We start from the raw sequence: 18,154 nt of genomic DNA, 5'->3' as shown, positions 1-18,154 counted from the left end.
TCAATGACAAATTATATGCATCGTTATTATCATGACTTTCTCCAACGCTTCCCTCACATTTAAAACGCTATGTAGTAGCTGCGGCAAACTTCGCCGCAGTTTGAATTAGAGTTAGTTCAGTCTTTCAGCATTGGAATTCTTAACAATGTTTTTCGTATCACTTACCATATTCTGCACGCTTGCCGGTATTTCTTTTACATCATCCATTTTACTTATGATTGTGCTAATATTTGTTGAAGCATTTTCATATACTTCTTGTGCCACTTCAATTTTTTGCTCAAGCATTCTTTGCAGCTCGTCTCGGTTCTTCGCATAGTAGACAGCCATATCTTTCATTTGTTTTGTCTTTTCTTTAGTATTCTCTCTTGTTTTACGGTCAAACATACTAATGACTGCACCTGCAGCTGCTCCGACTAATACAAATTTCATTAATTTGCTTTCATTCATTCCGATTTTACCTCCTAACTTAGTCTACCTTTTGACTTGTTAATATTTTCTATACATTACCCATTTTATAAAAAATGTAACCCTGTTAAAAGACCGTTCGATTATTATTGACAAGGAAGGGCAAGGAATGGAATGATTAAATGGATACTTTGAAAGGTGGGGAAAAAATGGATTTAACACAACCATCGAAAGAAAATATTATTTATATGGTCGAACAAATGAAAGAAAAACTACGCATGGTCAATGTTGACGCTATGAAGTCGGAAAACTTTTCGGATGAACATTATGAAGATATTTTATATCTTTATGAAATGGTCATGAAACGCAGCACTTTCAGTCCGAGTGAAATGCAGGCGATCGTTTCCGAATTAGGCGCATTGAGAAGATAAAGCCAATTAATTGCGGACAAAAAAGTTCCCAACACGAAGAAATCATCTTCTCGTTGGGAACTTTTTTTATTTGTAAGAAAAAATATTGACTTTCAACAATATTCAGCGCGGCGGCCAGCCCCTCGAGTCGCTTCAGTCCCTCGGTCGAAAGCTGTAAAAGCTTCGCGATTCGGGCCTTCCAGCGCTTCAGGCTCACAGGATGTGAGTCATGTCGGCGATGCCACAGGACGTGGCGTTTTCGCCGACGCGGGGCTAAACAGGACGCCTCCGCTTTTCATATTATTTATTTTGATTTAGTGCTACTGCGATTTCTGCTCCAACTCGTGCGTTGTGTTTTACAAGGGCAATGTTTGCTTCCAATGATTTTCCTTCAGTTAATTCTTTTACTTTTCCTAAAAGGAATGGTGTTACCTCTTTCCCTTTGATTCCGTTTTCTTTAGCTTCTGTTAAAGCTGTTTGGATAATGCCGTTAATGAAGCTTGCTTCAAGTGCATCTTCTTCAGGAATTGGGTTTGCAATAACTGCTCCGCCAACTAAACCTAGATCCCATTTCGCTCTCATCATGTCCGCTACTTCTTGCGTATTGTCTGCTCGGAAGTTAACCGAGAACTCGCTTTCTCTTGTATAGAAGGCTGGCAGCATGTCTGTTCCGTAACCAACAACAGGTACACCTTTTGTTTCAAGATATTCAAGTGTTAAACCGATGTCCAGGATAGATTTTGCTCCTGCACAGACTACGGCAACATTTGTTTGAGCCAACTCTTCCAAGTCTGCAGAAACATCCATTGTTGTTTCAGCTCCTCTATGAACTCCTCCGATACCGCCAGTAACAAACAATTCGATTCCCGCAAGTTCAGCAGCAATCATTGTTGCCGCTACAGTTGTAGCTCCTAGTTTCTTTGTTGCTACTAGATAGCCAAGATCTCGGCGTGAAGCTTTTGCCACATTGTCGGCGTTGCCGAACATTTCAAGTTCTTCATCTGTAAGACCGATTTTGATTTGGCCGTCAATGATGGCAATTGTTGCCGGTACTGCTCCTTTGTCGCGAATAATTTGTTCTACTTCACGTGCTGTTTGTACGTTTTGTGGATACGGCATTCCGTGTGAGATAATTGTTGATTCAAGCGCTACGATTGGCAGGCCTTTTTCCTTCGCTTCTAATACTTCTTGTGAATATGATAAATATTTTTCCATGTTATTTGTTCCTCCAATTGTTTAATTCTTCGGCTGTTATGTCTTGTCTTACTGTTTTATTGGATTGCAATGTTTTCGATGCATTATATTGCCCAAAATTCACTGCATCGATGAAGCTTTCCTCATTTAATACGGCATGCATAAATCCGGCAACAAAAGCATCTCCTGCCCCCGTGACATCAATGATTTCCTGCGTTTTCTCCGCTTCAAAATGATGGATGCCATCTTTATTGCCTGCCATTGCTCCTTGTTCCCCCAAAGTCAAAATGACGTTTTTTGCACCCATTTCCAATAGCGTGCTGACGGCATTTGAATAATCCTCTTTGTTCTTCATTTGAATATTCAAGTAGGATTCCACTTCGTCGCGATTTACGATAAAGTAAGCAACTCCCGATAAATCCTTCGGCATATTTTTCATTTTCGGTGCCGATACAGGCACGATTGCCAAAGGAATCTCACGGATGCTGGCAAGATTCTGCAGATATTCTACAGTTTCTTTCGGACAATTTAGATCAATAATAATACATTTCGCATTACTTAAAGCGGCTTCGTGTTTTATTAGTACGGGTGGGAGCAAATAATCATAAATCGACATATCTGCCATTGCGAGTATTAACTCACCCTTGCGATCTAATACTGCACTATAGGAACCTGTCTTTAAATCGGGCAATTCTTCTACATAATCAAAATTGATAAAGGCATGGCTTTCATTTTCGATGACCTTTGCACCGTGGTCTTGTCCGATTAATGTAATGAGTTTTACGTCATTTCCAAAGCGGCCCAGGTTCTCGGCAACGTTCCTGGCAACACCGCCTACGCTTTCCGTAACCGTGGAGGGATTTGATGTGCCATGCTGTACCGAGCCATCGATATGGAATTTGCGGTCAACATTCGCTCCCCCAATTGCAAAAATCGAATTCCTTTCAGGCAGCACATATGCCCTTCCAATAATCTCGCCCTTTTTTATAAGTCCCGAAATAATATTGGCCAAAGTCGGGCGAGGTATATTTAAAACTTCAGCCATTTCTTGTTGGGATAGAAAAGGGTTGCTCTTGATTGTTTGGAGAACAAGCTGCTCTTTTTCATTCACTAATCATTACACCTCACTCTTCAAACATTTGTTTAAGATTATAAACTATTGTTTATATAGAGTCAAACTGGAGATATTCTAAAATATTAAAAGTGCATATATAAAGTATGGGTTAAATTGAGGTGGATAATGTGGACTTTTTCGATAGGTAGGTTTTAAAGGTTTTCTATTCGACCGTTTTTACTTTAGCTAGCTGCAAACCTGCATTTAGACAGACTCTATTCGACCATTTTTACTTCAGATAGCTGCAAACTGGCTTTTAGACATGCTCTATTCGACCGTTTTCATATCAGCTAGCTGCAAACCAGCTTTTAGACAGACTCTATTCGACCGTTTTTACTTCAGCTCGCTGCAAACCGGCTTTTAGACATGCTCTATTCGACCGTTTTCATATCAGCTGAACCCATATCGGCTTTTACACGCACTCTATTCGACCGGTTTTTCACCAACTGAACCTAAACCGGGCTTATTCGAATTCTATTCAATCTTTGCTTTAACCATACTCTGCTCAAGTTACAACTCTAAAATTGCAGAAAAAAAGACCCGAAAATGATTTTTCGAGCCCGTTGTATTATTGAGTTATGTCCACTTTACTTCCATCTTCTTTTACAAGTTGTTGAACCAGCACTTCTACACGGCGATTTTTGGCTCTGCCTTCCCGTGTTTCATTGGAGGCAATCGGATTGAATTCTCCATAGCCTTTTGCGCTGAAGTACTTTGGATCCAAGTTTGGATTGCTTTGTATAATCATCTTCATCACATTCACTGCACGCATCACGGAAAGCTCCCAGTTTGATCCGAATTCCGCCGTGTTTTGAGGTATATTGTCAGTATGGCCGGTTACTACGATGTATCTGGCAGGATCCATCTCCAAAATCTTTGATAGTTCTGTCGCTATTTCATTATAATTTGTCTTTACATCCGCTTTACCGGGGTCAAATAAAATACTGCTCCGGATGGTGATCAACAATCCTTCATCCGTCATTTGGGTAGCAAATGTGCTTTCCAATTCATTCACCGCGATAAAATTATCAACACGGCCCTGAATTTCCTGCAATTCTCTTTGGTCTTCAATATAAGCGGCTTCTTGTTCCGAGATCCCATCTGTAATTGTATTTGGCTGTTCAATTACCGAAGTATGATCCATAAAACTCGTACCGCCCTCAAAAATTTCATTGAATACAGCAGACATTTTCGCAAGCTTGTCCTGATCCACTGTACTGGATGCAAATAATACAATAAACAAAGCTAATAAAAGCGTCATTAAGTCAGAATAGGGCAATAGCCATGACTCGTCCACATGATCATCATGTTTTTTCTTTTTAGCTTTCCTTGCCAAGACCATCCTCCCCGCTTTCGTTAGAGATTTTGCGGCGTTCTTCCGTCGGTAAATAAGAAGCAAGTTTTTGTTCAATCACGCGAGGGGCTTCACCTTCCAAAACGGATAGAATTCCTTCAATCATTAATTGTTTTTGTTTCACTTCCACAGCGGACTTGCGTTTCAACTTATTTGCGAACGGATTCCACAATACGTACCCCGTAAAAATACCAAGCAGCGTGGCAACAAAGGCTGCCGTGATGGCATGGCCCAGTGCATCAACATTACTCATATCTTTTAAAGCCGCCATTAATCCAATAACCGCTCCAAGTACCCCTAGAGTCGGGGCATATGTACCAGCTTGCGAGAATATTTGGGCGCCGCTTGCATGGCGTTCCTCCATCGCTTCTACTTCTTCCGTTAAAACATCCCGAATATAGTCGGCATTTTGGCCATCGATTGCCAGTGTCAATCCATTTTTCAAGAATGGATCTTCCACCTCGGAGGCCTTGCTTTCAAGTGCCAGCAATCCTTCTCGACGTGCCAAATCAGCCCATTGCGAGAACATTTTAATAATTTCTATATCACTTGCAAGCTTTTGTTCTTTAAAAATAATCCCAAATAGCTTGGGCACTCTTTTCAGTTCACTCATCGGAAAGGCAATCGTTACGGATGCAACCGTTCCGACGATAATTATCAAAAAGGCAGCTGGGTTGATCAAAACGCCTAAACTTGCCCCTTTTACCACCATTCCCACAAACACCGCAATAATTCCGAGAATAATCCCCACTAGTGTTGATATATCCATATATGTTCCTCCAAATCTTCTACTATTCTTTTTTTCGACAATCTTTCAGCTTTATTTACAGTTTGATGACAGAATCCTTCTCTTAAATATTAATATTTCATAATTTCTACAAATATTACGATGATTCACTCCGCTATTTTATAAAAAAGCGGTAGTAAATGCATTTTATATTTTGGAGTTTTCCATCGTTCACTTTATCTAGCAACCTTTAAGTGATAGATTCATAAATTTGGCAATTTTATCTCCGAATCACCTTTCATTCAATCATGGGTATATAGTATAATAATTTCAATGACTTTAATTAAAGAAAGGAGTCTTTATATTATGGGACTGTTTATTTCAACCGTTACTGGATTTATGGTTGTGTTATGTATTTCACTGGCAATGTTCATTCATTATTTACGCATCGGATTGGATTCTTCCTCTTCGGTAAGAGTTGATCCGAAACCAACCGAAAAATTCTAAAATATTTTTGTCGACAAAATTCCAGACATGAGTTTTGTCGACTTTTTTCGTTTATAATTAGAATGTAACGTTAAAAAAAGGGGTTAAAACTTATGGGAACTTCATTACAAGAAATTTTAAGCTATAATGAATCATTCGTTAAATTCAAACAGTACGAGCCTTACATTACTTCAAAGTATCCGGATAAAAAAGCAGTAATCTTAACGTGCATGGATACTCGTTTAGTAGAATTGCTTCCAAAAGCAATGAACATGCGCAATGGAGACATCAAAGTTGTGAAAAGTGCCGGGGCGCTTGTAAGCCATCCATTCGGTGCGATCATGCGAAGTTTATTGGTTGCTGTTTACGAGTTGAAAGCCGATGAAGTGTATGTAATCGGCCATCATGACTGTGGAATGAGCGCCTTGGATCCAGATCTTATGCTTCAACATATGCTTGAGCGCGGCGTAAGCGAGGAGATTATCAATCTCGTCAATTATTCTGGGGTTGATGTAAAGGAGTGGCTTCGTGGATTTGGTGATGTTTCAACAAGTGTTTTAAAAAGCGTTGACTTGATTCGCAACCACCCACTTATGCCTAAAGGGACTCCTGTTCACGGTCTTGCCATTGATCCAGGCACAGGAAAATTGGACCTGCTATCCGACGGGAATGATTTTTTGGCTGGAAATAACGAAAGCAATTCAAATTCAAACGAAAATTAATGTCAATATCAAAAGGCTGTCCTGAATGCTTTCAAGACAGCCTTTTTTAAGGAAAGCGCTTGCTTTTTTCAATACCTGCATTCCTCTTTTAATAGGGAATAAATATAATGATCTTCCCAATTTCCGTTAATATACAAAAGTTCGCGCAAGAGCCCCTCCCGAATAAATTGGGCATTTTCCAAAACCCGGATCGACCCTTCATTTTTGGGCGATACATAGGCTTCCAAACGATGCAGCTTCACTTTTCGAAAAGCAAACTGGACAACTTCCTTGACTGCTTCGGTGGCGATTCCTTTTCGTGTATATTTCTCATCGATTGAATAGCCGATAAATGCACTATTGTAAGGCAGCCTTTTAATGGCATATAAAGAAATATGGCCAATCAAAACATTGCTTCCTTTCGGATAAATGCCAAATGAATATTCCCGATTCGCTCGAAGGAGATGTATACTTTCCAATATTTTCTTGAATTGTGCTTCCTCTGTGTAGAAGTCTTCTTCATGCAATGGTTCATGGGTTGCCCAAAAATATTTATTTCTTTTCATTAGCTCCGCCAGGCTCTTTGCATCTGACTCCACAAAGGTACGTAATAATAGCCGATCCCCCTCAATTTTGACCAAATTATCACCCTTTTTATGTAATAGATTCAAAAACTTCCTCATGCCAAGTACCCTGTTGCCTTTCTTTAAATTTCTTCCCCATTTCTTTCCATCATTTTGTACATGTTTTATCTCTTTATTCAGTATATGCTAAATTATTCCTGTTTGTCTTGGTTATAAATATAAGTAATATTCAATCCCCTTTCAACTGCTATTCTTTCTATATGTTGAATGGTCTCTTTTAATACATTTATGCGGGCATAGTGCTTATTATTTCCGGAAATTAAAACCCATGGCGCTTTCTTTTGATCTGTTTTGCCGATCATCTCATTCGCGCATGCAACATACTCATCAAATTTTTCACGGTTGCGCCAATCTTCTTCCGTTAGCTTCCATACTTTATATGGATTGGTTTGCCGCTCCTGGAAACGCACTAGTTGTTCCTCTTTATCTACATGGATTTTATCAAGATATAATTTTCGTCAGTTAGTGTTTTTTCAAAGTCATTTATCTCATCATATGCTCTGGACCATTCTTCTGTAGAGGCAAAACCCTCTATTCTTTCAACCAATACTCTTCCATACCATGAGCGGTCGAAAATGGCAATTTGGCCATGTTGCGGCAGCTTGCGCCAAAATCGATGAAGATAATGATAGCGTCTTTCATGCGGCTGCGGTGCTGAAATTGGGTGAACAAGATATCCCCGTGGATCGAGCCTTTGTGTTAACCTTTTAATGGCACCACCTTTACCGGCAGCATCCATCCCTTCAAAAACAATGATTAAGCCAATTTTATGGTTCAATAAGAATTGCTGGATATTCAACATTTCATATTGAAGCTTTTTTAACTCTATTTTGTAATCTTTTTTATCGATTGTTTGATTTAAATCAAGATTTTCCAATTTCTTCATATTCTCGCTCCTGAAATTTTTTTTGCCATTATCCCCTTCACATGGGAAAATGTTGTTCAAAACTTTTTTAATGTATATAATTTTAGAGAAAGGGGAGGAATGGATGACTCGTTTAATCTTATTATTTATTTCGGTCATAGTGGCCACGCTTTTTACTCTTAAAGCATTTTTGTTCGAATATAATGGTTATTCAACCATTGAACTGATAGATCGATTGCCATTATTAGTTGCACCAGCAAACTATGTATATTACATATGGCTAGCCATCTTTATTTTGCTGTTCTTTTGGATTTATCAATATTTTCATCTGCGTGGCGAAAACCATTTCATTTCCAACTTGCAAACAATTCTATTCATCTTAGTAGTACTATTCCAAATTGCCTCCCTATGGAGCTGGCATAGCAACCTGTACGTCTCTACCATCGTTATTTTATTGCTTCAGGTTGTAACCTTATTTGGTTTGTATTTAACTTATCCTTTGAAGAAAAGTTTGTTTAAATTGCGAATGCCCATTGCAGTCTATTTTGGGTGGTCAACATTTCTGCTCATCTTGAACTGCTGTTATTTCTTGGTGCATATGCAATGGTCGGGATTTGGGTTAAGCAATGCGCTGTGGGCAGTCATCGTGATGACTATTGGAACGGCAATTGCTCTTCACCTGCGCTTCCACCATTTTGATGTTGCCTATCCGATTGTGTTTATTTGGTGTTATTTAGGCATCGCTGCAGCAAATGGATTTGGCGAGCTTCTCGTCACAACGGCCGCTCTTTTCCTGGCTGGTGTAATCATAGTCGGCATCTTTTTCATGAAAAAAAATCCTGTGCACTTGAAGTAAGTTCAAGTGCCAGGATTTTTTTTGAACTGAAATACTGCTTCCTACTCTTCAATCTGAGTAATGAGTATCGGTTTGCCTTTCGTTACGACAATCGTATGTTCAATTTGTGCAACAAGGGATTTATCTGGTGTGATAAATGTCCAGCCATCTCCCGATTCAACGATATGCTCCGCTTTTTCAGAGATGAATGGTTCAACGGCCAACACCATGCCATCTTTCAAAATCGTTGTATCCCAAGCGTCATAGTAGTTTAATACATGGTCGGGCTTTTCATGCAATGCGCGGCCAACGCCATGCCCCGTCAAGTTCATGATAACCGTTAACCCATGATCTCGTGCTTCGCGTTCTACCGCTTTCCCGATTTGGTTCAGTTTTGAACCTGCTTTTACTTTTGTCATCGCGCGATCAAATGCAGATTTGGCAACAGTACAAAGCTTTTCTTTTTCAGGATAACCTTCTCCTACTACAAACGAGATGCCTGTATCCGCGAAATAGCCATCCAATGAACCCGAAACGTCGATATTCACCAAATCGCCTTCTTGAATTTCTTTGGATCCCGGAATTCCGTGAGCGACCTCATGATTTACGCTAATGCAAGTGTATCCCGGAAAATCATATTCTCCCTTGGGACCTGAAATCGCTCCTGCTTCACTGAACATGCGTCCTGCGATTTCATCCAATTCTTTTGTTGTAATGCCCGGTTTTGTTGCAGCCTTCATGGCATCACGTATTTCGGCACAGATGCGTCCGATTTTTTTTAACGCTTCTAACTCTTCTGCTGTTTGTACAATCATGTTAAGATCCTTCTTCCTGTTTACTTATCTTTATATAATATACCATAATTGAAACAAATTATTGGGCAACTGCTTATGATAATGTATTTTTGAATCTTACCGTCCATTTTATGATAGTTAAATAGAAAAACGCAAGAATGCTTTGAAATCACATTCTTGCGCAGATAGCTGTTATTTACTTTGTTTGCACAAGCCTTGGTGCGACAGTGAAAATAAATGCGCCTACAATAGCCGTCAATAGAATGGCGGGAATCATATAGGAACCATTGTAGATTATTGTGTAAATCCAGACATTTTGATCTCCCGCATATTCACTGAAGAATACTGCACCTGCAATCGCATGTGCGGCATAACGCAACAGGCCGCCTATCACGATCCCCAATACAATATAAACAACCATTGTTTTCTTTTTAACCGCCTGTGCCGCTTGAATAATTTGCTTGCGGAAAACCCCTGCCAATCCGACAACCGAAAAGGCCACCACATAATCCAGCAATGCTTGTGCCCAGTGGAAAATATAGCCGCCCAAAAGCATTTGCAAAACACCAATCAACAATCCAGTGATCATGCCCGGGATTACTCCCCAACGAACCGCTATTATAAGAATCGGCAGCATAACAAAGCTGATGGAACCACCTTGCGCCCACAGCGAGAAGGATATTTTGTCTAGCACAACCCCAATCCCTGCGAATATCGCAATCTCTACAAGCATTAATAATCTTTTATTGTTCATAACAACTCTCCTCTCCTTAGTCCGATGTTGACCATTTGAGAAGGAATAGAAAACTTTTTGTCTAATACATATATGTGTGGTTTGTTTACCCACATAAAAATGGCGCCAGGACAGAGCCTGACGCCAGTTGCAGTCGGTTTCTATCCACATCCCTACGCAAGTGCTAACTTACAGGTTCAAAGAGTTAGTGCAACGAGTGCACAATCTCAGCTGACTTCATCAGCTCCCCTTGTGGGTACTACATCTTTTTGATTGTTTGAACACTCCCATTATACCAAAGCAATGTCTTTTTTCAAGAGAGCCTTTGAGGAGCCAACAATAGGAAAACGAGGAGTTCATATGGATAACAATAAAATCATTTCTGCCCTTAGTTATGTTAGTATTTTATTCGCACCGTTCTTGCTGCCTTTAGTTGTGTATTTTGTCATTAAAGATGCTGAAGTGAAACACCACGCAAAACGGGCATTTATTTCCCATTCAATCCCTGCTGCCCTTTCCTTGCTTTTAGCATTATTCGGGTTTATTGGCGTGTTCTCTGCCAATAATGGGAATATCGATGGATTTGTCATCTGGATGTTTGCATTTATGGCTATTTATTTTATTATTTCAATGACTGTGATTGTTTGGAATTTTGTCCAAGCGTTTCGAGTGGTACGGTAAAGTTTTGCCGGACTCCCAAAGGGGTATTATATTCATAAAGCAAAGGAGTGCATCTACATGAATTATCGAAAAATCATGAGAACAATTGTAAAAGTAGCGCCGATTGTCTATCCAATGATTAAAAAAGCGATGAATAATCGAAAGGCATCCTCTACAGTACCTACCGGACGACGTAAATAAGCGTGATTCAAAATTGATTTTCGAGCTTGAGATTTCCAGGCAAAACGCAAGGAATGGCGATTAATCTTCATTCTTGCGTTTTGCTTGGAATTGAATAGAAGCCAAAAAGTGTCCTTCATCTTTGGATGAAGGGCTTCTTTTCTGTTTAACACACGATAACGGGCTTTCATCTCCTAGATGAAACACACCGGCACGCCTTCAGTTATTTTAAAACAATCGACGTTCTGCTATAGCCTTCCTTCATTTTCTCGACTTGCAGTATGGCAGGCATTGCGGCTTTTAGTTCTGCTACGTGCGAAATGACGCCAATCATTCTTCCCGTTCTTTGAAGGTCGATGAGTGTATCGATTGCCTTCATCAACGATTCTTCATCCAATGATCCAAAGCCCTCATCAATAAACATCGTGTCAATTTTGACATTCCCTTGGAAGCTTTGGATCACATCCGCCATCCCAAGTGCCAAGCAGAGGGAAGCGTTAAATTTCTCGCCGCCTGATAAGGATTTCACATCGCGCGATTGTCCTGTATACATATCATAGACATCGAGACTTAACCCGCTTTGGCGGCCATGGGATTCTTGGCGGTCAGAACACTGCAAACTATATTGGCCATTCGATAAATTTTTCAAACGTATATTGGCTGCTTCAGTAATCTGTTCCAAATACCCCATTTGCACGTAGCGTTCAAAGGAGATTTTTTTGCTATTTTGGCCGCGCAATAAATTATATAAATCAATGATCTGGTTGGATTGTTCCTCAAGTTTGAAGATTTTGTCCGCAACTTGATCAAGCTTCTCCGAAAAATCGATTGCCTGCCTTTCACATTCCTTGGATTTGTTTAAGGTTTGGAAAGCATGCTCATATTCCAATTTTAAATTGGCTACTGCTTGTTCAGCCACGCTTAAGTCAACCTTCTGCTTACCATCCAACTCTTCGCTCTCTTGCTGGATCTGAGAGGTTAAAAGGTGGAGCTCCTTTGAGAATTCCATATATTTATTCTGCATTCTTTGAATTTCCTGTTCTGATTTTAACGAGGCCTCAAAATGCTTATAGTTTTCGAAACCTTCTTCAGCCAGCGAACGTTTAAACTTCTCTTTTGCAACGTTTAATTTCTCTTCTATTTGCTCGATCGCCCCTGCGGTTTGTTTGGCCGCTTCTTCTGCTGCTGCAACATACTTTTCTACTTCATGCTTGGCATTTTGAATCTGTTCCCAACGATTAATCAAGGTTAGCTTGTACTTTTCAGCCTCTTCAATCGCTGTATATAGTTGCGAAATATGCTGCAGCTCACTTGGTATACCTTTTTGCAATTCCGTTAGCACGGTATTTTCTTTTAACAGCTGTTGATTGGACTGATAGTAAGTTTGCTCGGCTTGTTTTTGATCGCTTTCCAATTGTTCTAATCTAATCTTAAAATCTTTTAGCTGCTTTTTATAGTTTCCTAGCTGCGCAGCTTCCATTTTTAATTGCTGCAATTGGACGGTTTGCTCATTAAACTGGCCGCTAAACTGCTGTTCCTTTTCAATAGGTGCCTGCAAGCCGGCAAGTTTCTCTTCGCATTGTGAGAGTTGGGCCTTGGCCGATTGGAGATTGCCTTCGATTTTATATTTTTTCTGTTCAATAAGCGAAAGACTTTCTTTCAATCTCTTCACTGCTGCTTCGTCAATTGTTTCCTCATGTTGTTCGGTTATATGCTGGTGCTCCGTACTTCCGCAAACCGGACATGGCATGCCTTGCACCAAAGTTGCCGCAAGACGTGCAGCTTGGTTCGCCAACCATCCGCTTTCTTCCAACTCATATAGACTTTTTGCCTTTTCATATTCGGAGTCAATCATTTTGGATTGTTCCAGCAAGTTATCTACTTGCTGTTTCACTTGATGATAATTGGAGAAAGCATTCATGACCTCACGCAACGTCATTTGCTTCTCCAGCATCTCATTAAAAGTTTCCGTTTTTTCTTCGAGCTTTTCTACGGTTTGCGTTAATCCAGTTACTTTTTCCTTTTCCTCTATGAGGTTTTGTTCAATCTTTTTCAGAGTTCCTTGTGCATCATTTACCTTCAACTGTAAAGATTCTACCAATTTGCTTTGAGAATCGATTTGTTCATATAGCGGTATTTTGGTTCTAAGTTCCGATACTTTTTGAGTGGCTATTTCCCTTTCTGGCTGTTTTTCCTTTTCAGCCTCATAGGCAATTTTTGTTTCCTCTAAATCACTTTTTGCCTTTTCAAGTTTTTGCGTTACTTCCAGCAGCCTGTTTTGCTTTTCAACCTTTTCCTTATGCAATTCATGGCATTGCTGATTCAAAGGAAAAATTTTATTTGCCTTATTCGCAGCATCGATGTCTCTTTTTATTTGTTCATGGTAGGGTGTTTGCTGCTGCAGCTCTTGCAGCTTCACCTTTCTCTTTTCGAAGTTTTCAATGCGCTCATTCAATGCTTTATCCTGCATGAATCGATTATATTGTTTGTTATGTTTTTCTACAGCATCTTCGTAGCGCTTCTGGTCTTCCCTGATTTTTTGCTGGTAGTAGTGTATTTCATCGTCCAATCCATCTTGAATTTGATAAATATTCGACTCTTGCTTTAAATGTTCAAACAATACCGATTCCCGTTCGGGCAAAGCACCGGCAATTTGGCTAATATAACTGTTTTTCTCAATCCGCGCTTTATTCAGTTCCTGATCGGCCCATTTTTTCTTTTCTTCCAGCTTTTGCGCCATCTCGCCATAACGATTCGTTTTAAAGATCTTGCGCAATATTTCTTCCTTGTTTTCGGATTGAGAGGTTAATAATTTACGAAATTCACCTTGCGGCAACATAACAATCTGATTGAATTGATCATAGGACAAACCGATGATTTGCTCGATTTTTTGATTAATATCGGTAACCTTTTGACGTTCCACTACAGGAACCTCTTGCCCGTCCCGAACTTCAAAAAACTCGTATTTCTCACCCGTTGCCGTTTTACGGCCTTCTTTCACATGCGGCAGCTGCCTAAGAACACGGTACGTTCTTCCATGGATTTCAAAGAGCAATTCTACTGCGGTATGGACCCCATCTTCGGCAAAATCGCTTCTTAACGATTTCGTATCCTTGCGATCCTGTCCACTGCCAAACCCATACAACGCAAAGCTGATTCCATCGAAAATCGTTGTTTTTCCAGCACCGGTTGAACCTGAAATTACAAATAGACGGTTACCTTTGAGTTCCGTGAAATCAATGGTCTCTTCATTTTTATATGGACCAAAAGCTCTCAGTGTTAGTTTAATGGGTTTCATTTCAAGATCACCTCTTTTGTTTCCCGTTCTTCCGTTATCATTTCCTGCAAGATTTCTTCAAAAAGACGTTGGGCTGTTTCTGTAGGCTCTTGTCCTGTCATTTCTTGATGGAATGCTTTGAATAAGCTGAAATCATCCATCTGTTCCCTGCGGACAACCTCAGACTCGCCCGCATTACTTTCTCTTGGCAATGCCTTTCGTTCAACATGCATCGCATTTGGGTAGACAGTGCGAATTTGTTCCATTGCCCCAACTACCGGCGTTAAGTCCGTTAATCGAACAAATACATAATCTTCATTGATGGGATGCTTCAAAATCTCTTGAATGGACCCTTCGACAATTCGCAAATCTCTTCTTGGAAGGAAACGGCGTTTTTCAACCGCCACACTTCCATCTTCAGCCAAGTCGACAATCAGGAATCCTTTTTCGTGATTTGCTTCGGAAGCGGAATACTTTAAAGGCGAACCCGAATAGCGAATGTTTTCGTTTAACACATAATGGGCTTTATGCAAGTGCCCCAGCGCCGTGTAATGAAAGGCACGGAAGCATTCCGCATTGACACATTCGGAGCCTCCAATTGCCAGCGGCCGTTCAGAGTCGCTCGTATTTTCTTCTTTTTCACCATATGGCGTCACAAAGGCATGTCCAATCAACACATGCCGTTTTGACTTGTCCATGTTTTCTTCGATTATTCCAGTGACCTTGCGCATGGCATCGTCATATGTACTGATGGAAGGGTCGCCGTATAAATTTTTAACCATCGAAGGCTCGGCAAATGGAACAAGATGAAAACAAACTTCACCATACTCGTCCTTCAAAACAATGGGCTCCAGGTTTGTGGACAGCTCACCTGCAATGTGCAGTCCTGCTTCTTTCATTAATTTGCTTCCGAATTGAAGTCTTGTCGGGCTATCATGATTCCCTGCAATACTTAAAACAGGAACCTTGCGTTTAAGTACAATTTCGGCCAATGTCTCGTCCAATAAATCAACCGCTTCAACAGGAGGAAGTGCACGGTCGTATAGATCCCCCGCAATGATGACGGCATCCGGCTGTTCTTCATCAATGGCTTGCAGAAATTGCTTCAATATATATCGTTGGTCGTCGGTCATATATACGCCTTGTACAAGTTTCCCTAAGTGCCAGTCTGCAGTATGAAATAATTTCATTCCACTCGTCCTCCATAGAAAATAAGATTTTTACCATTATACCATTTTGAAATAAAAAAAGGCCGATAATTACGAACAAGCATTCGCAATTATCAACCTGTATTAATAAGTATTTTTTGTTAAAACGCCCAATTCCCATTGCGGAAAATCGGTTTTACCGACCCATCATGAAGGATGCCGTCAATGTCCATTTCCCCACTTCCGATCATAAAGTCAACGTGTGTGATGGAAACGTTGATGGCCAATGCTTCAAGCTGGCCTTCTTCCAGTTCACGCCCGCCTTCATAGCAAGTTGGATAGGCTTCACCAATGGCCAAGTGATTCGAAGCATTTTCATCGAATAATGTATTGTAATATAAAATGCCTGATTCCGAGATTGGCGATTGATGCGGTACAAGGGCTACTTCGCCTAAATAAGAGGATCCTTCATCCGTTGCAATCAGTTCCTGCAATAATTCATTGCCCACTTCTGCATGTGCTTTAACAATTTTTCCATTTTCAAAAGTTAAAGAGAATTGATCAATGATGTTTCCTTGATATGCTAGGGGTTTCGTATTGCGCACAACGCCATTTACCCCATACTTCTTCGGTAGTGTATAGACTTCCTCTGTTGGCATATTCGCGATAAACGTTGTTTCTTCCGGTGTTTTGCTGCCTCCGGATAACCACAAATGTTTATCGGGAAGTTCGATTGTTAAATCTGTTCCCGGCGCTTTATAATGCAGCTTCGTAAATTTCAAGCCGTTTAATTGGGCTGCACGATTTTCCAACGTTTCAATATGCTGGCGCCAGTTTTCAACTGCGTCGCCTTCTCCAATGCGAACTGTTTTGAAAATCGCTTCCCATAACGCTTGCATTTGTTCCTCTTCAGGCAAATCCGGAAATACCTTTGCAGCCCATTTTTTAGAAGGAACGGCGATGATGGACCATGCGATGTCATCATTCATCACGGCTTTTCGGTACCGAACCAATGCAGCTCCAGAGGCTTTTTCCTGTGCTGAGATTTTGGAAGAGGCGATCCCTGCCAACAAATCAGGATCTTCTGCATCAATCCACAAAAGCGCCCCTTTTCGTTCAATCAATTCATGGCGGGCCGCAACGATGGATTTGGGGAACCGGCTAAATTCTTCTTCTGCACCATGTTCGTAAAAAGCACGTGTAATTTCAGGGTCGGATAAGTTAACTTGCACCCTGCCGGCACCTGCTTCGTATGCTTTTTTCACGACGATTCGGGTAAAATCAAGCGCGTCCGTGGAAGTGTTGATCAGCAAGTATTGGCCCTTTTGAATATTCACGCCTACTTTTACAGCAAGCTTAGCATATTGTTCCAATTTTTCTTGAAAAGTCATTTTATTTACCTCGCTTTTCTGAAACAGATTTTGAATTCCCTTCCAATAGCATACCCTTATGCCATACCTTTTGAACTGCTTTTACCTTTAATTCCCGCGTCAATTTCTTGTATGTTTTTTCATCTTGATAGGAAAGCAATGTTAATACTTCACCATCGGCACCCGCGCGGCCAGTTCGGCCGGAACGATGTGTATATTGTTCGATTGTGCGGGGAACGTCCACATGAATAACATGCGTCAATCCTTCAATATCGAGGCCGCGTGCCGCAATATCCGTAGCAATCAAAATGCGGGCTTCCCCTTTACGAAATGCGTCCAGCGCTTTTTTTCGTTCTTCTTTTTTCATCTCCGAATGTAGAGTCACCACTTTGGCATCCCGATATTTTAGTTTCGTCTCTTTCATTAACAACTGGTCGATATTATTTACGAAAGCCAGACCATACAGCCCTTCAATATTCGCCAATCGACGGAGCAGATCGGTTTTATCCCGCTCCTCTACTTTTATAAAGGAATGAACGATTTTTCCTACTTGCACCATATCTTCCGGCTTGATATCGATATGAATCGGTTCAAACATCATGCGATTTGCAACCAGCTTGATTTCCTCCGTAATTGTTGCCGAAACGACAATTACCTGTCTTCCATAGGCAGCGCCCTCGATAAAGGATTTTACGATCACACGATATTCGCGGCTCAGCAGTTGGTCACATTCATCAAGCACGACCATTTGAATTTCTTTCAGCTTCAATTTGTTCGCTCTTGCAAGTTCATTTAATCGGCCGGGTGTACCGACCACAATGGTTGGTTTTTTCTTTAATTTTTCGATTTGGCGAGCCGAGTTTGCACCGCCGATTAGTTGTTGAACCGTGATGTCCGTACCAGCTGTCCATTCGCGGATTACTTCGACAATTTGCATGGCCAATTCTTGGGAAGGCGCAACAATCAGCGCCTGCGTTTGTTTTTTGCTGCCATCCACCTTATTTAAAATCGGCAACACATATGCCAATGTCTTGCCGGAGCCCGTTGGTGATTCAGCAACAACGTCTTTCCCATCCAGCACGGCTGGAATCATCTCGTCTTGCACTTTCATTGTCGACTCAAATTTCCATTTATTTTGCAATGTTTCGTTTAAAAGATTTATTACCGACATGTTTTTTTACCTACCTTTAGTTACTCCCTTTAGTGTACCATAATTTAGTCATTTATACTTTGGGACAGTGATATGGAAAGCCGCCA

Annotated in this window: 18 protein-coding genes, 1 pseudogene and 1 riboswitch; of the genes and pseudogenes, 6 read left to right on the top strand and 13 right to left on the bottom strand. The window is 40.7% G+C overall.

All coding sequences use genetic code 11. From position 1 onward, the window contains the following. Positions 1-111: 111 nt before the first annotated feature. Positions 112-447 (bottom strand): YtxH domain-containing protein, encoded by a 336-nt coding sequence (locus D1B33_RS13990; RefSeq protein ID WP_118877018.1) that lies wholly within the window; start codon positions 445-447, stop codon positions 112-114. Positions 448-614: 167 nt separating this feature from the next. Between D1B33_RS13990 and D1B33_RS13985 the strand changes: the two genes are divergently transcribed. Next, the gene (locus D1B33_RS13985) at positions 615-836 is read left to right on the top strand and encodes a DUF1128 domain-containing protein (protein ID WP_118877067.1); all 222 of its coding nucleotides are present in this window, start codon (positions 615-617) and stop codon (positions 834-836) included. 279 nt (positions 837-1,115) lie between these two features. Here the strand turns inward: D1B33_RS13985 and D1B33_RS13980 are convergent, their stop codons facing one another. The 4 genes from D1B33_RS13980 to motA form a co-directional block, all read right to left on the bottom strand. Then, positions 1,116-2,030, bottom strand: coding sequence for a pseudouridine-5'-phosphate glycosidase (locus D1B33_RS13980; protein WP_118877017.1), 915 nt, complete (start codon positions 2,028-2,030; stop codon positions 1,116-1,118). A gap of 1 nt (position 2,031) precedes the next feature. Beyond that, entirely contained in the window at positions 2,032-3,120 is a 1,089-nt protein-coding gene (locus D1B33_RS13975) for a PfkB family carbohydrate kinase (protein ID WP_118877016.1), read from the bottom strand. 571 nt (positions 3,121-3,691) lie between these two features. Further along, positions 3,692-4,459 carry a flagellar motor protein MotB gene (gene motB / locus D1B33_RS13970; protein WP_118877015.1) on the bottom strand — a complete coding sequence of 256 codons (768 nt, stop codon included), beginning with the start codon at positions 4,457-4,459 and terminating at the stop codon, positions 3,692-3,694. Next, entirely contained in the window at positions 4,443-5,246 is an 804-nt protein-coding gene (gene motA / locus D1B33_RS13965) for a flagellar motor stator protein MotA (RefSeq protein WP_118877014.1), read from the bottom strand. The genes motB and motA overlap by 17 nt, the downstream gene beginning before the upstream one ends. Before the next feature lie 324 nt (positions 5,247-5,570). Between motA and D1B33_RS18495 the strand changes: the two genes are divergently transcribed. Together D1B33_RS18495 and D1B33_RS13960 are read left to right on the top strand one after the other, a co-directional pair. Further along, positions 5,571-5,711: a hypothetical protein gene (locus tag D1B33_RS18495; protein WP_158582986.1), complete on the top strand. Its 141-nt coding sequence runs from the start codon at positions 5,571-5,573 to the stop codon at positions 5,709-5,711. 92 nt (positions 5,712-5,803) lie between these two features. After that, entirely contained in the window at positions 5,804-6,412 is a 609-nt protein-coding gene (locus D1B33_RS13960) for a beta-class carbonic anhydrase (protein WP_118877013.1), read from the top strand. A gap of 68 nt (positions 6,413-6,480) precedes the next feature. On the opposite strand, the gene D1B33_RS13955 is transcribed toward D1B33_RS13960, so the two are convergent. Further along, positions 6,481-7,032 carry a GNAT family N-acetyltransferase gene (locus tag D1B33_RS13955; RefSeq protein ID WP_118877066.1) on the bottom strand — a complete coding sequence of 184 codons (552 nt, stop codon included), beginning with the start codon at positions 7,030-7,032 and terminating at the stop codon, positions 6,481-6,483. A 134-nt stretch (positions 7,033-7,166) separates the two neighbouring features. Beyond that, positions 7,167-7,921: pseudogene (locus D1B33_RS13950) on the bottom strand (polyphosphate kinase 2 family protein). Between the two features lie 103 nt (positions 7,922-8,024). Between D1B33_RS13950 and D1B33_RS13945 the strand changes: the two are divergent. Beyond that, the gene (locus D1B33_RS13945; protein ID WP_118877012.1) at positions 8,025-8,756 is read left to right on the top strand and encodes a hypothetical protein; all 732 of its coding nucleotides are present in this window, start codon (positions 8,025-8,027) and stop codon (positions 8,754-8,756) included. 41 nt (positions 8,757-8,797) lie between these two features. Here D1B33_RS13945 and map read toward each other — a convergent pair whose 3' ends face one another. Both map and thiT read right to left on the bottom strand, forming a co-directional pair. Further along, on the bottom strand, positions 8,798-9,550 hold the full coding sequence (map, locus tag D1B33_RS13940; protein ID WP_118877011.1) for a type I methionyl aminopeptidase: 753 nt from the start codon (positions 9,548-9,550) through the stop codon (positions 8,798-8,800). A 175-nt stretch (positions 9,551-9,725) separates the two neighbouring features. Continuing rightward, positions 9,726-10,283: an energy-coupled thiamine transporter ThiT gene (thiT, locus tag D1B33_RS13935; protein ID WP_118877010.1), complete on the bottom strand. Its 558-nt coding sequence runs from the start codon at positions 10,281-10,283 to the stop codon at positions 9,726-9,728. Positions 10,284-10,415: 132 nt separating this feature from the next. Next, a riboswitch (TPP riboswitch) is annotated at positions 10,416-10,523 on the bottom strand. A 99-nt stretch (positions 10,524-10,622) separates the two neighbouring features. Here thiT and D1B33_RS13930 point away from each other — a divergent pair. Together D1B33_RS13930 and D1B33_RS18790 are read left to right on the top strand one after the other, a co-directional pair. Then, a complete protein-coding gene (locus tag D1B33_RS13930) occupies positions 10,623-10,943 on the top strand; it encodes a magnetosome magnetite crystal formation protein family (protein ID WP_118877009.1) in 321 nt (106 codons plus the stop codon). Positions 10,944-11,000: 57 nt separating this feature from the next. Then, the gene (locus tag D1B33_RS18790) at positions 11,001-11,123 is read left to right on the top strand and encodes a hypothetical protein (protein ID WP_267897056.1); all 123 of its coding nucleotides are present in this window, start codon (positions 11,001-11,003) and stop codon (positions 11,121-11,123) included. Positions 11,124-11,325: 202 nt separating this feature from the next. Here D1B33_RS18790 and D1B33_RS13920 read toward each other — a convergent pair whose 3' ends face one another. The 4 genes from D1B33_RS13920 to D1B33_RS13905 form a co-directional block, all read right to left on the bottom strand. Next, entirely contained in the window at positions 11,326-14,400 is a 3,075-nt protein-coding gene (locus D1B33_RS13920) for an AAA family ATPase (protein ID WP_118877007.1), read from the bottom strand. Further along, the gene (locus tag D1B33_RS13915; protein WP_118877006.1) at positions 14,397-15,569 is read right to left on the bottom strand and encodes an exonuclease SbcCD subunit D; all 1,173 of its coding nucleotides are present in this window, start codon (positions 15,567-15,569) and stop codon (positions 14,397-14,399) included. Before D1B33_RS13915 ends, D1B33_RS13920 begins: the two co-directional genes overlap by 4 nt. Positions 15,570-15,688: 119 nt before the next feature. After that, the gene (locus D1B33_RS13910; RefSeq protein WP_118877005.1) at positions 15,689-16,918 is read right to left on the bottom strand and encodes an aminopeptidase; all 1,230 of its coding nucleotides are present in this window, start codon (positions 16,916-16,918) and stop codon (positions 15,689-15,691) included. A gap of 1 nt (position 16,919) precedes the next feature. Continuing rightward, the gene (locus D1B33_RS13905; RefSeq protein ID WP_118877004.1) at positions 16,920-18,068 is read right to left on the bottom strand and encodes a DEAD/DEAH box helicase; all 1,149 of its coding nucleotides are present in this window, start codon (positions 18,066-18,068) and stop codon (positions 16,920-16,922) included. Between the last annotated feature and the right edge of the window lie 86 nt (positions 18,069-18,154).

Source organism: Ureibacillus yapensis (genome assembly GCF_003515775.1).
Lineage (GTDB): Bacteria > Bacillota > Bacilli > Bacillales_A > Planococcaceae > Ureibacillus > Ureibacillus yapensis.
The sequence above is the reverse complement of the archived record's forward strand: the minus strand, read 5'-3'. Positions and strand labels throughout refer to the sequence as shown.